Below are 12,831 nucleotides of genomic sequence, written 5' to 3' on the forward strand. Positions count from 1 at the left end.
GGGGCCGGGGGAGAAGCGTCCACGGGGATTCACAGGGGGACCATCCATGCACCGCACCGCGCGCCCGCGCGCGCTCGTCACCGTCTTGGTCCTGGCCGCGACGGCGGCACTGACCGGGCCCGACGCCGGCGCCGCGCCCGGCGCCCCGCCTGTCGAGCGGGTCACCCTCTCGGCCACGGGGGAGCAGGGCGACGGACACGCGTCCGCGCCTCTGCTCAGCGCCGACGGCCGGTTCGCCGCGTTCTCGTCGGACGCCGCCAATCTCGTGCCGGGCGACACCAACGCGGACACCGACGTCTTCGTGCGCGACGGGCGCACCAGAGCCGTCGAACGCGTCAGCGTCGCCTCGGACGGCACCCAGGCCGATCAGGGCTCGTCGCTGCGGGACATCAGCGCCGACGGCCGCTACGTCCTGTTCGGCTCGCGCGCCCGCGATCTCGTGCCCTGGGAGACCCCGCCCGCCGACACCGGGGCGGAGGACGTCTACCTCCACGACCGGCGCACCGGCACCACCGAGCGGATCAGCGTCGCCTTCGACGGCGGCTCCGCGTACTCGGCCGGCGCCCGTCTGTCCGCCGATGCGCGGTACGTCTTCTTCAACGCCAAGGCCGACCGGATGGAGGAGGGCGCCCGCGACCTGTTCGGCGCCGTGTACGTCCACGACCGCCGCACCGGCCGCACCGAGCGGGTGAGCAACACCGACCGCCCCACCAACGCGGCCCTGCTGCAGGACGTCAGCGCGGACGGCCGGTACGTGCTCTACACCCAGCCCGTCCCGCGCAGCTCCAACGGCGTCACCTGGGTGCACGACCGCCGCACCGGCACCGAGGAGCAGGTCAACGTCAAGGCGGACGGCTCCCCGGCCACGCGCTACGCCATGCCCGCCACGCTCTCCGCGGACGGCCGTACCGTCGCCTTCGAGAACTGGGACGAGGACCTGCTGCCCGGCGGCGGCCCGGACGCCTCCGACCTGTACGTCCGCGATCTGCGCCGTGACGTCACCCGGCGGATCGACGCCGGCCCGGACGGCGAGACCTCGCCGGACCGGCCCGTCGTCAGCGCCGACGGCCGGTACGTCGGCTACGAGGCCACCCCGCGCCTGCCCGACGGCTCGGCCGGCCCGGCCAACGTCTATCTGCGCGACCTGCGCACCGGTGGCACCCGTCTGATCAGCGCGTCCGTCACCGGCGGCCCCGTGACCGACGAGCCGGTGCACGTCACCACCATCAGTGCCGGAGCCGAGCGCGTCACCCTGGGCAGCGCCTCGTCCCAGCTCGTGGCCGGCGACACCAACGCGGCCGTCGACGGGTACGTACGCCACCGTCGATGATCAGCACAGTGTTCGCATCCTGAGACGGACGGTGAGCACGGGGTGGAGGTGTGCCAGACTTCCCCCGTGCTCTCGTTCGCCATGATTATTGGCAGCAGGCGCGCCGGTCCGCAGTGACCACCACGTACGACCAGGTACGGGTGGACACCGTCGTCCTCGACCCGCGCGCAGACCTCTCGCACCCGCGAGGGGTTTTTCTGTTTCCCGGCCCACCCGCAGCCGGGCGGAGAGCGTGAGGGACCATAGGTGGGGACGGTGGAGCCGGTCATTCCGGTTAGACCGAGATCCAGATCAGGAGCCTTACGACCATGACGCCGACCAACGAGCTCGACGACTCGTTCCACGTCTTCGACACCACCTTGCGCGACGGCGCCCAGCGGGAGGGCATCAACCTCACCGTCGCCGACAAGCTGGCCATCGCCCGTCACCTGGACGACTTCGGCGTGGGATTCATCGAGGGCGGCTGGCCCGGCGCCAACCCGCGGGACACCGAGTTCTTCGCCCGCGCCCAGCAGGAGATCGAGTTCCGGCACGCCCAGCTCGTCGCCTTCGGCGCGACGAGGCGCGCGGGCGGCAAGGCATGCGAGGACCCGCAGGTCAAGGCGCTGCTGGAGTCCGGCGCCCCCGTGATCACCCTGGTCGCCAAGTCCCACGACCGGCATGTCGAGCTGGCGCTGCGCACCACCCTCGACGAGAACCTGGAGATGGTCCGCGACACCGTCTCCCACCTGGTCGCCGAGGGCCGCCGCGTCTTCGTCGACTGCGAGCACTTCTTCGACGGCTACCGTGCCAACCCCGAGTACGCCAAGGCCGTCGTACGCACCGCCTCCGAGGCCGGCGCCGACGTCGTCATCCTGTGCGACACCAACGGCGGCATGCTCCCCGCCCAGGTCCAGGCCGTCGTCTCCACCGTCCTCGCCGACACCGGCGCCCGGCTCGGCATCCACGCCCAGGACGACACCGGCTGCGCGGTCGCGAACACCCTCGCCGCCGTCGACGCGGGCGCCACCCACGTCCAGTGCACGGCCAACGGCTACGGCGAGCGGGTCGGCAACGCCAACCTGTTCCCGGTCGTCGCCGCCCTGGAGCTGAAGTACGGCAAGAAGGTCCTCCCCGACGGCCGGCTGCGCGAGATGACCCGCATCTCCCACGCCATCGCCGAGGTCGTGAACCTCACGCCCTCCACCCACCAGCCGTACGTCGGCGTCTCCGCCTTCGCCCACAAGGCCGGACTCCACGCCTCCGCGATCAAGGTCGACCCCGACCTCTACCAGCACATCGACCCCGAGCAGGTCGGCAACACCATGCGGATGCTGGTCTCCGACATGGCCGGCCGCGCCTCCGTCGAGCTCAAGGGCAAGGAGCTCGGCATCGACCTCGGCGGCGACCGCGAGCTGGTCGGCCGGGTCGTCGAGCGGGTCAAGGAGCGCGAACTCAAGGGCTACACGTACGAAGCGGCCGACGCCTCCTTCGAACTGCTGCTGCGCACCGAGGTCGAGGGCAGGCCGCTGAAGTACTTCGACGTCGAGTCCTGGCGCGCGATCGTCGAGGACCGTCCCGACGGCAGCCACGCCAACGAGGCCACCGTCAAGCTCTTCGCCAAGGGCGAGCGGATCGTCGCCACCGCCGAGGGCAACGGCCCGGTCAACGCCCTCGACCGGGCGCTGCGCGTCGCCCTGGAGAAGATCTACCCCCAGCTGGCCGCCCTCGACCTCGTCGACTACAAGGTCCGCATCCTCGAGGGCGTCCACGGCACCCAGTCCACCACCCGCGTCCTGATCTCCACGTCCGACGGGGCGGGCGAGTGGTCCACGGTCGGCGTCGCGGAGAACGTCATCGCCGCGTCCTGGCAGGCGCTGGAGGACGCGTACACCTACGGGCTGCTGCGGGCCGGGGTCGCGCCGGCCCGGTAGCGCCGCGGGCGGTCCCGGGCGCCCGGGACCGCCGCATCGGGTAGCGTCGAAGGCATGAGGACTCCGCGCTTGAGGGGCCTCATGCGCTCGCTGATCGTGCCGGTCGCCGCCACCGCGGCGGTGCTCCTGACCGGTACGCCCGGCGCACATGCGGCCACGGACCTGTCCACGGTGGCCGAGGCGCTCCGCGAGGATCCGGTGTACGTCGATCCCGCCGCCTCGGACCAACTGTCGTCGTCGGACGCCGAAGCGCTCTCCGACAAGATCAAGGACGCCGGCAAACCGGTCTTCGTGGCCGTCCTGCCGGCCGACCAGCCCGAACGGAACATCTTCCTGAACCTGCGGACGGAGACCGGCATCACCGGTCTGTACGCGATCCGCAGCGGCGACCGCTTCGGGGCCCGGGCCGACACCGTCGTGCTGCCTTCGCGCGGCGTGCAGAACCTCGTCACGTCGGTCCAGGACGTCGACGACCCCAAGGCCCAGCTGAACGACTTCGTCGACGCGGCGCTGCGCAGCGCCCGGGGCTCGGCCCCCGCCTCCTGGGGCGACGGCGGCGGAGGCGGCGGTGTGGACACCGGTGGCCTCGTCGTCGCCGGGGTCGTGGTCGCGGCGGGCGGCGCGGGCGCCTACGCGCTGGTCCGGCGCAACCGGCGGCGCCACGAGGAGGAGCAGCGGGCCGCGCTGGAGAAACTGCGGGTCGTCGTCGACGAGGACATCACCGCGTTCGGCGAGGAACTGGACCGGCTCGACTTCCATCCTGGCGAACCCGGCGCCGACGACGCGATGCGTGCGGACTACGAGAACGCCCTGGACTCCTACGAAAAAGCCAAGCGGCTGATGGAGGCCGCGCGCAAGCCGGAGGACGTCAAGGCGGTCACCCAGGCCCTGGCGGACGGCCGCTTCTCCCTCGCCCTGCTGGCCGCCCGCCGGGAAGGCCGGCCTCTGCCGGAGCGCCGGCCACCCTGCTTCTTCGACCCGCGGCACGGCCCCGCGGTGGCCGACGAGACTTGGACGCCGCCCGGCGGCGCCCCGCGCGAGGTGCCGGTGTGCGCGGCGGACCAGGCCCGGCTGGCCGAAGGCCGCGATCCCGCGGTCCGCGAGGTCGAGACCGAGTACGGCAGACGGCCCTACTGGGACGCCGGACCGGCCTACGGCCCCTGGGCGGGCGGCTACTTCGGCGGAGGCATCCTGCCCGGCCTGCTCATCGGCACCCTGCTCGGCAGCATGATGGCGGGCCCGGCGTACGGGGCCGACTACGGCTCCGGGTACGGCGACTTCGGCGGCTACGAGGGCGGCGACGTCTCGGGCGCGGACTTCGACTCCGGTGACTTCGGCGGCGGCTTCGGCGACGGGGGCTTCGGAGGCGGCGGCGGAGGCGGCTTCGACGGTGGAGGCTTCTGAAACGCGGCGGACGGGCCCGGCGCCCTGCGGCACCGGGCCTTTGAGCCATTCCGTTCAGAGGGAGGACGCCGCCGAGGCGATGGCCGAGGCGAAGGTGGAGACCTCGGTGTAGACGCCGGGCGCGTTCGGCCGGGCGCAGCCTATGCCCCAGCTGACGATGCCGACCTGGATCCAGGCGTTGCTCGCGTCGCGCCGGAACATGGGGCCGCCGGAGTCGCCCTGACAGGTGTCCACGCCGCCGGAGGGCAGCCCGGCGCAGATCTCCTCGTTGGCGACGAGCCCGCCGTAACCGCTGTAGGAACGGCACTGGGCGTCGCTCACGAACGGCACGTTGGCCTTGAGCAGATAGCGCTGCTGGGCCCCGCCCTCACGGTTGGCGCCCCAGCCGGCGACGGTGAACGTGCCGGAGTTGTACTGCGTGGTGGTGGCGATCTTCAGCGTCGGCAGGTTGATCGGCTGCGCGAGCTTGATGAGCGCCCAGTCCTTGCCCGTGCCGTTGTACCCCGGCGCCCGGTACACGTAGGTGGAGCGGACCTGGACCCGTCCGCTGGAGCTCTGGAGGTCCACGACACCGGCGGTCGCGGTGATGCCGGTGTTGGGGCCGGTCGAGCCGACGCAGTGGGCGGCGGTGAGGACGATCTGCTGGGTGTAGAGCGCGCCGCCACAGCCCATGGAGAGCCGGACCATGAACGGGAACTCGCCCTGCGCGGCACGGGTCCCGCCGACGACACGCTCGGCGGCCTGCGCGGCCGACACGGGCTGGAGACTGACGATCGCGAGAGCGGCGGCGCCGAGGACCACGCATCTCTTGAGCGCGGTGAGGAGCTTCTTCAACGTGATGCCTTCCGTGGGGGGTTCGACATACGAACGCGAGAAGGTGCGATGACCTGCAATGACGGGGACATGTCAATCGGGAACGTCCGACACACCCCGTCCTCAACTGCTCGCTGGATTATGAGAACCCTGTGACACCCCCCACAAGAACCCAATTCCAGCCACCGGCCCTCCGGCCAGTGCCGGCCCCCTACTCCAGGAAGAGCCCCGCCGGCCGGGGCAGCCGCCGCGCCATCTCACCGGCATCGTCGAAGTCCCAGGATGTCCTCGCCCTCGACACAACCCCCGTCGGCCGCACAAGCCCGCACGACGGGAAGGTCCGGCAGGGACTCCGGGTCGGCGACCGCACCCTCGAAGACCTCCCGCCCCTGCGCATGCCGCCAGAGCCTGCCACCCGGCACTGACAAGGGGGCATCGGCGTCGTCCCGTACGCAAGAACCAGAGCACCCGCCCACCCGGCGGGAACCGGGGGGCGGGTGTGCTCGGAAAAGGGCGACCCGGAGGTCGCGACGATCAGGCGTTCTTGATCGCCGAGATGTCGAAGTTCAGCTTGATCTTGTCGGAGACCAGCACGCCGCCCGTCTCCAGCGCGGCGTTCCAGGTCAGGCCCCACTCGGAGCGCAGGATCTCCGCCTTGCCCTCGAAGCCGACGCGCTCGTTGCCGAAGGGGTCCTTCGCGGCGCCGTTGAACTCCAGGTCGATGGTGATCGGGCGGGTGGTGCCCAGGATGGTGAGGTCGCCGGTGATGCGGTAGTCGTCGCCGCCCAGGGCCTCCGCCTTGGTGGAGCGGAACGTCATCGTCGGGAACTCGTCCGTCTTGAAGAAGTCCGCGCTCTTGAGGTGCCCGTCGCGGTCCGCCGACCCGGTGTCGATGCTGTCCATCTTGATGTCGAGGGACGCCGTGGAGGCGGCCGGGTTCGAGCCGTCCAGGTGCAGGGAGCCGCTGAAGTCGAGGAACTTGCCCTTGACGTTCGTGACCATGGCGTGCCGGGCGACGAAGCCGAGCGTGGAGTGTGCCGGGTCGATCGTGTAGTCGCCGGTCAGCGCGGCCAGCTCGGGCGCGACGGCCACGGCGGCGGCCGGGGTGGCGGTCGCGGTGGTGGCGGCGGAGTCCTTGCGGTTGAAGATGCCCATGGCGTTCTCCTCGAGGGGGGTGAAGTTGAATGTTTAACTACCCAACACACACCACCGTAGACGCATTCCCTTCAACTTTCAACATCATCCGCAAGGTGATTCTGGTGTCACGCGCTGTCACGTGATAGGGCATGGACATGACCCCAACGCGCCGAGCCCTGCTGACCGCCGCCGCCCTCGCCGCGACTCTCGGCCGTACGGCCGAGACCCCGGCCCGCGCCGAGGCGGCCGACCCCTACGACACCCTCCGCGCCCGCTGGCTCGGCATCGCCCTGGGGACCGGTTACGACCCCGCCATCGAGCCGTACGCCGGCCGGCTCGCCGAGACCGGCACGCTGGCCCGCGGCTTCCAGCAGACGATGGCCCCCACCCCGACGTCCCTGTGGCCCGGCCAGCCCTTCGACCCGCCCGGCGGCATCACCCGGAGCTACAGCCGTCTGTGGACCATGGCCCAGGCCCACGTCCAGCCCGGCACCGGAGCCACCGCCGACCCCGCCCTGCTCGCCGACGTCCTGCGCGGGCTCGACCATCTCTCCGTCACCGTCTACCACCCCGGCACCACCCCCTACGGCAACTGGTGGGAGTGGCAGATCGGCAGCCCGCGCCTGCTCATGGACATCACGGCCGCCCTCCACGACCACCTCGGCCAGGACCGGATCGACGCCGCCTGCGCCGCCGTCGACCACTTCATCCCCGACACCCTGCTCACCGACTACTCCGGCACCTCCACCGGAGCCAACCGCGTCGACCTCTGCCGCAGCGTCGCCCTGCGCGGCGTCCTCGGCCGCGCCCCGGACCGGATCGCGCTCGCCCGGGACGCCCTCTCCCCGGTCTTCCCGTATGTCACGTCCGGCGACGGTCTCCATGCCGACGGGTCCTTCGTGCAGCACACCTGGGTCGCCTACTCCGGCACCTACGGCCAGGTCCTCCTCGACGGCCTCGGACGCCTCTTCGCCCTGCTCGCCGGCTCCGACTGGGAGGTCACCGACCCCAACCGCCGGATCGTCCTCGACAGTGTCGAGCGCGCGTACGCCCCGCTGATCCACGACGGACTGGTGATGGACAGCGTCAACGGGCGTGCCATCAGCCGGGGCTATCTGAAGAACGACGACCGACGGGTCATGCGGAGCGACCACTACCACGGGCACGCCCTCATCGCCGCGATCGTCCTCCTCGCGGGCGGCGCGAGCACGGCCGAGCGCGACCGCTGGCACGCGCTCGTCAAGGGATGGATCCGACGGGACAGTGTCACGCCGGTACTGACGTCACGTCAGTTCGGGGTCGCCGACCTCGCGCGCCTGCACGCCGTGGCGGAGTCGCCGGTCCCGGCGGCCGACGAGCCCGTCGGGCACCATCTCTTCGCTGCCATGGACCGCGCCGTCCACCGCCGCCCGCGCTTCGTCGTGAACATCGCCATGGCCGGCGACCGGATCGCCCACTACGAGTGCGGCAACGGCGAGAACCCGCGCGGCTGGCACACCGGCGCCGGCATGGTCTCCTGGTGGGCCGACGGTCTCGGCGACCAGTACACCGACTGGTACTGGCCGACCGTCGACTGGTACCGCCTCCCCGGTACGACCGTCTCCACCCGACGCCTCCCCGACCGCGCCGGCGGCGAATGGGGCGAGGCCCGGCCCGGTGCCCGGTGGGTCGGCGGCACGACGGACGGTGAGTACGCGGCCATCGGCCAGGATCTGGAGGGGCTGGGGTCGTCGCTGCGGGCCCGCAAGGCGTGGTTCTGCCTCGACGACGCCGTGGTCTGCCTCGGTGCCGGGATCAGCTGCTCCGACGGCGTCCCCGTCGAGACCGTCGTCGACAACCGCAATCTGGGGGAGGGCGGCACCCATGCGCTCGTGCGCGGCCCCGGCTGGGCCCACCTGGAGGGCCATGGCGGCTGGATCGTGCCGTACGGGCGGCTGCGCACCCTGCGCGAGGACCGCGGCGGCGCCTGGGCCGACATCAACACCACCAGCACCACCGAGCGCCGCACCCGCCGCTGGCAGACCCTCTGGCTCGACCACGGCACCGACCCGCGCGGCGCCACCTACCGGTATGTGCTGATGCCGGGCGCGAGCCGCCGGGAGGTCGCCGCGCGGGCGGCCGACCGCCGCTGGCTGTCCGTCCTCGCCAATGACGGCGACCGCCAGGCCGTCCACGTCCCCTCCCTCGGCGTGACGGCGGCCGTCTTCTGGGAGCCGGGCACCGTGGGCCCGCTCACCGCCGGCGCCGGAGCGAGCGTGCTGGTCCGCCGCCGCGGCCGCACCGCTACCCTCTGCGTGAGCGAACCACCCCGGACGGGCGAACCCCTGGAGATCGTCTGGGACCACCCCGTACGACGGGTGGCACAGGCCGACGAGACGGTCGAGATCCTCGCCACCGGGCCCCGGCTCCGGCTCCGCGTCACTCCGGGGACGCAATGCCGCACCCACCGATGTGAGGTGGTTCTCCTCTGACGGGTTTGTGCGACCCCCACAAGGCACACGCCCTCTGAGCAGTCGGAAAGGCTGCATGCCGCCTCGGTTCTGTTCAGTGCTACCAGGAAAACGCTCCGGAGACTGTGAGGAGTCGACGGCTCGCATTGCGCCGGGTCCTTCGTAAGGTCACTACATGACCGTTTTGGATGAGGCACCGGGTGAGCCGATCGACGCCCGTGGACGGACCGCCGAGCTGCACGAGATCCGTGCCCAGGCGCTGGCCGGCCCGAGCGAGAAGGCCACCGCGGCGCAGCACGCCAAGGGGAAGCTGACCGCCCGGGAGCGCATCGAGCTGCTCGTGGACCCCGGCACCTTCCGTGAGGTCGAGGAGCTGCGCCGGCACCGGGCCCAGGGCTTCGGCCTGGAGGCCAAGAAGCCGTACACCGACGGTGTCATCACCGGCTGGGGCACGGTCGAGGGCCGCACGGTCTTCGTGTACGCGCACGACTTCCGGATCTTCGGCGGCGCGCTGGGCGAGGCCCACGCCACCAAGATCCACAAGATCATGGACATGGCCATCGCGGCCGGCGCCCCGCTGGTCTCCCTGAACGACGGCGCCGGCGCCCGTATCCAGGAGGGCGTCTCCGCCCTCGCCGGCTACGGCGGCATCTTCCAGCGCAACACCAAGGCGTCCGGCGTCATCCCGCAGATCAGCGTGATGCTCGGCCCGTGCGCGGGCGGCGCGGCCTACAGCCCCGCCCTCACCGACTTCGTGTTCATGGTCCGTGAGACCTCGCAGATGTTCATCACCGGCCCCGACGTGGTCAAGGCCGTCACCGGCGAGGAGATCACGCAGAACGGCCTGGGCGGCGCCGACGTGCACGCCGAGACCTCCGGCGTCTGCCACTTCGCGTACGACGACGAGGAGACGTGCATCGCCGAGGTGCGGTACCTCCTGTCGATGCTCCCGCAGAACAACCGGGAGAACCCGCCCCGCGTGGAGCCGTCCGACGCCGCGGACCGCCGCAGCGAGGCGCTGCTCGACCTGGTGCCGGCCGACGGCAACCGGCCGTACGACATGGCCAAGGTCATCGAGGAGATCGTCGACGACGGCGAGTACCTGGAGGTGCACGAGCGCTGGGCGCGCAACATCATCTGCGCGCTGGCCCGGCTCGACGGCCAGGTCGTCGGCATCGTCGCCAACCAGCCCCAGTCGCTGGCCGGCGTGCTCGACATCGAGGCGTCCGAGAAGGCCGCCCGCTTCGTGCAGATGTGCGATGCCTTCAACATCCCGATCGTCACCTTCCTGGACGTCCCCGGCTTCCTCCCGGGCGTCGACCAGGAGCACGGCGGCATCATCCGCCACGGCGCCAAGCTGCTGTACGCCTACTGCAACGCGACGGTGCCCCGGATCTCCCTGATCCTGCGCAAGGCGTACGGCGGCGCGTACATCGTCATGGACAGCCAGTCCATCGGCGCCGACCTCACCTACGCCTGGCCGACCAACGAGATCGCCGTGATGGGCGCCGAGGGCGCCGCCAACGTCATCTTCCGGCGCCAGATCGCCGAGGCCGAGGACCCCGAGGCCATGCGGGCCCGCATGGTCAAGGAGTACAAGTCCGAGCTGATGCACCCCTACTACGCGGCCGAGCGGGGCCTGGTCGACGACGTGATCGACCCCTCCGAGACCCGGGAGGTCCTCGTCCGCTCCCTGGCGATGCTGCAGTCCAAGCACGCCGACCTGCCGTCCCGCAAGCACGGCAACCCTCCGCAGTAACCCACCGGTATCCGTGCGGAAACCTCATCCATGGAGACTGAACCCATGAACGTCCCTGACATCCGCGTCGAGAAGGGTCACGCCGACCCCGAGGAAGTCGCCGCCATCACGGCGATCCTCCTCGCCCGCGCCGCCGCCCGGCCCACCGAGGCCCCAGCCCACCGGGGCCGCGCCAAGGCCGGCTGGCGCCGCCTGGAGCGCGAGGGCGGCTTCCGCGCCCCGCACAGCTGGCGCTGAGCCCAGAACGCAGCGAGGGCCCCTCTCCGTACGGAGAGGGGCCCTTCGTCGTGCCTGAGCGGCGCACAGAGCGCCTGAGACGCCAGAAGGCTGCCTCCGACGGCATCGACCGTCCGAGGCAGCCCAGTGGCCGCGGAAGCCGTCCGCCTACCGCAGCCGCGCCATCAGCGCGTGCTCGACGAGCGTGATCAGCGCCGACTTGGCGTCCGCGCGGTGGCGGGCGTCCGTCGTGATGATCGGGGTGTCCGGGCCGATCTGCAGCGCCTCGCGCACCTCGTCCGGGTTGTACGGCTGGTTGCCGTCGAAGCCGTTCAGCGCGATGACGAAGGGCAGCCCGCTGTTCTCGAAGTAGTCGACCGCGGGGAAGCAGTCGGCGAGCCGGCGGGTGTCCACCAGCACGATCGCGCCGATGGCGCCGCGCACCAGGTCGTCCCACATGAACCAGAAGCGGTCCTGGCCGGGCGTACCGAAGAGGTACAGGATCAGGTCCTGGTCCAGGGTGATACGGCCGAAGTCCATGGCGACCGTCGTGGTCGTCTTGTCCCCGGTGTGGGTGAGGTCGTCGATGCCGGCCGAAGCGGACGTCATGACGGCCTCTGTGCGCAGCGGGTTGATCTCCGAGACGGCACCCACGAACGTGGTCTTGCCCACGCCGAAGCCGCCAGCCACCACGATCTTCGCGGACGTGGTGGAGCGGGAAGGCCCTCCGCTAGAGCTTGCGAAGTCCACTGAGCACCCTTTCGAGCAGTGTCACGTCTGGCTGGCCGCCGGCGTTCTCGTCGCCGCCGGGCTGATGGATCGCGACCAGTCCTGCCTCCGCCAAGTCGGCGACGAGGATCCTGGCCACGCCGAGGGGGATCGTGAGGAGGGCCGAGACCTCGGCCACCGATTTGATCTCTCGGCAGAGGTTGCAGATCCGCTGATGCTCGGGCAGCTGGCCCTGCATCTGGTGCGGCTGCGCGGTGGTGTGCACCAGCGCCTCGATGGCGAGCTGGTAGCGCGGGCGGGTCCGGCCGCCGGTCATGGCGTACGGACGCACCAGCGGGTTGTTCGACGCCCCGGCGGGCGTCGGCTCAGGGGCGCGTCGCTGCGGCTGCACCGGCTGGATGCGCGGCGCCGGCGGCTGGTCGTACGGCGAGGGTCCGGGACCCTGCGGGGCGTACGGCTGCCGCTGGTTCGGCTGGGAGGGGAAGTACCGGTTCTGGGAACCGTCGTTCTGACCCTGGGCAGGGCCGTACGACCAGTTGCCCGATGACGAACCGTCTGGGGGTGTTGCCACTTTCTCTCCTCCTCCGACTGTGCCTGGCACCCATCATGTGGAGCCGCGTCCCGAAACCTTACGGCCCCGGGACGCCAAAACGCACCGCTGTCCGTTCAGTTGAGCAGGCTCCCCTGGAGTTCCGCCCGCAGATCCGGCGTCAGGACCGTACCGGCACGGTCGACCAGAAGCGCCATCTCGTACCCAATGAGGCCGATGTCCGCCTCGGGATGTGCGAGGACCGCGAGGGACGAACCGTCGGAGATGGACATGATGAAGAGGAATCCCCGCTCCATCTCCACAACCGTCTGGTTCACGCTGCCGCCCTCGAAGATGCGGGAGGCGCCTGCCGTCAGTGACGTCAGACCGGAGGCGACGGCCGCGAGCTGGTCGGCGCGGTCGCGCGGAAAGCCTTCGGACATCGCCAGAAGGAGTCCGTCGGCGGAGACCACCACCGTGTGGGACACCCCGGGGGTGTTGTCCACGAAGTTGGTGATCAACCAGTTCAGGTTCTGTGCCGCCTGGCTCAT

General features: G+C 71.2%; 11 protein-coding genes. 6 read left to right on the forward strand and 5 right to left on the reverse strand.

What is annotated here, in order from left to right:
• The first annotated feature begins 46 nt into the window (after positions 1-46).
• The 3 genes from DC008_RS24810 to DC008_RS24820 all read left to right on the forward strand — a co-directional run bounded on the left by DC008_RS24810 (position 47) and on the right by DC008_RS24820 (position 4,647).
• Positions 47-1,330: a TolB-like translocation protein gene (locus DC008_RS24810; protein WP_164492366.1), complete on the forward strand. Its 1,284-nt coding sequence runs from the start codon at positions 47-49 to the stop codon at positions 1,328-1,330.
• A 308-nt stretch (positions 1,331-1,638) separates the two neighbouring features.
• Positions 1,639-3,243: a citramalate synthase gene (gene cimA / locus DC008_RS24815; RefSeq protein WP_108708854.1), complete on the forward strand. Its 1,605-nt coding sequence runs from the start codon at positions 1,639-1,641 to the stop codon at positions 3,241-3,243.
• Positions 3,244-3,297: 54 nt separating this feature from the next.
• Positions 3,298-4,647 (forward strand): hypothetical protein, encoded by a 1,350-nt coding sequence (locus DC008_RS24820; protein WP_108708855.1) that lies wholly within the window; start codon positions 3,298-3,300, stop codon positions 4,645-4,647.
• Between the two features lie 54 nt (positions 4,648-4,701).
• Here the strand turns inward: DC008_RS24820 and DC008_RS24825 are convergent, their stop codons facing one another.
• Entirely contained in the window at positions 4,702-5,481 is a 780-nt protein-coding gene (locus DC008_RS24825) for a S1 family peptidase (protein ID WP_108708856.1), read from the reverse strand.
• Positions 5,482-5,994: 513 nt separating this feature from the next.
• The gene (locus tag DC008_RS24830; protein WP_108708857.1) at positions 5,995-6,615 is read right to left on the reverse strand and encodes a YceI family protein; all 621 of its coding nucleotides are present in this window, start codon (positions 6,613-6,615) and stop codon (positions 5,995-5,997) included.
• A 131-nt stretch (positions 6,616-6,746) separates the two neighbouring features.
• Between DC008_RS24830 and DC008_RS24835 the strand changes: the two genes are divergently transcribed.
• From DC008_RS24835 to DC008_RS24845, 3 genes are all read left to right on the forward strand, one after another.
• The gene (locus tag DC008_RS24835) at positions 6,747-9,068 is read left to right on the forward strand and encodes a polysaccharide lyase 8 family protein (RefSeq protein ID WP_108708858.1); all 2,322 of its coding nucleotides are present in this window, start codon (positions 6,747-6,749) and stop codon (positions 9,066-9,068) included.
• 154 nt (positions 9,069-9,222) lie between these two features.
• Positions 9,223-10,806, forward strand: a complete 1,584-nt coding sequence (locus DC008_RS24840; protein WP_108708859.1) for an acyl-CoA carboxylase subunit beta — start codon at positions 9,223-9,225, stop codon at positions 10,804-10,806.
• Positions 10,807-10,851: 45 nt separating this feature from the next.
• Complete coding sequence (locus DC008_RS24845; RefSeq protein ID WP_055624292.1) at positions 10,852-11,043, forward strand: acyl-CoA carboxylase subunit epsilon; 192 nt, start codon at positions 10,852-10,854, stop codon at positions 11,041-11,043.
• 147 nt (positions 11,044-11,190) lie between these two features.
• Here DC008_RS24845 and DC008_RS24850 read toward each other — a convergent pair whose 3' ends face one another.
• From DC008_RS24850 to DC008_RS24860, 3 genes are all read right to left on the reverse strand, one after another.
• The gene (locus tag DC008_RS24850; protein WP_026248371.1) at positions 11,191-11,772 is read right to left on the reverse strand and encodes a GTP-binding protein; all 582 of its coding nucleotides are present in this window, start codon (positions 11,770-11,772) and stop codon (positions 11,191-11,193) included.
• Complete coding sequence (locus DC008_RS24855) at positions 11,753-12,322, reverse strand: DUF742 domain-containing protein (protein WP_062666611.1); 570 nt, start codon at positions 12,320-12,322, stop codon at positions 11,753-11,755. Before DC008_RS24855 ends, DC008_RS24850 begins: the two co-directional genes overlap by 20 nt.
• A gap of 95 nt (positions 12,323-12,417) precedes the next feature.
• Complete coding sequence (locus DC008_RS24860; RefSeq protein WP_004983065.1) at positions 12,418-12,831, reverse strand: roadblock/LC7 domain-containing protein; 414 nt, start codon at positions 12,829-12,831, stop codon at positions 12,418-12,420.

Source organism: Streptomyces nigra, from assembly GCF_003074055.1.
In the GTDB taxonomy this organism is placed as follows: domain Bacteria; phylum Actinomycetota; class Actinomycetes; order Streptomycetales; family Streptomycetaceae; genus Streptomyces; species Streptomyces nigra.

Bases quoted from the DNA above. Each gene is read 5' to 3' on its own strand.
- DC008_RS24810 (WP_164492366.1), top strand. From the start codon at position 47: ATGCACCGCACCGCGCGCCCGCGCGCGCTCGTCACCGTCTTGGTCCTG.
- cimA (WP_108708854.1), top strand. From the start codon at position 1,639: ATGACGCCGACCAACGAGCTCGACGACTCGTTCCACGTCTTCGACACC.
- DC008_RS24820 (WP_108708855.1), top strand. From the start codon at position 3,298: ATGAGGACTCCGCGCTTGAGGGGCCTCATGCGCTCGCTGATCGTGCCG.
- DC008_RS24830 (WP_108708857.1), bottom strand. From the start codon at position 6,615: ATGGGCATCTTCAACCGCAAGGACTCCGCCGCCACCACCGCGACCGCC.
- DC008_RS24835 (WP_108708858.1), top strand. From the start codon at position 6,747: ATGGACATGACCCCAACGCGCCGAGCCCTGCTGACCGCCGCCGCCCTC.
- DC008_RS24840 (WP_108708859.1), top strand. From the start codon at position 9,223: ATGACCGTTTTGGATGAGGCACCGGGTGAGCCGATCGACGCCCGTGGA.
- DC008_RS24845 (WP_055624292.1), top strand. From the start codon at position 10,852: ATGAACGTCCCTGACATCCGCGTCGAGAAGGGTCACGCCGACCCCGAG.
- DC008_RS24860 (WP_004983065.1), bottom strand. From the start codon at position 12,831: ATGAGCCAGGCGGCACAGAACCTGAACTGGTTGATCACCAACTTCGTG.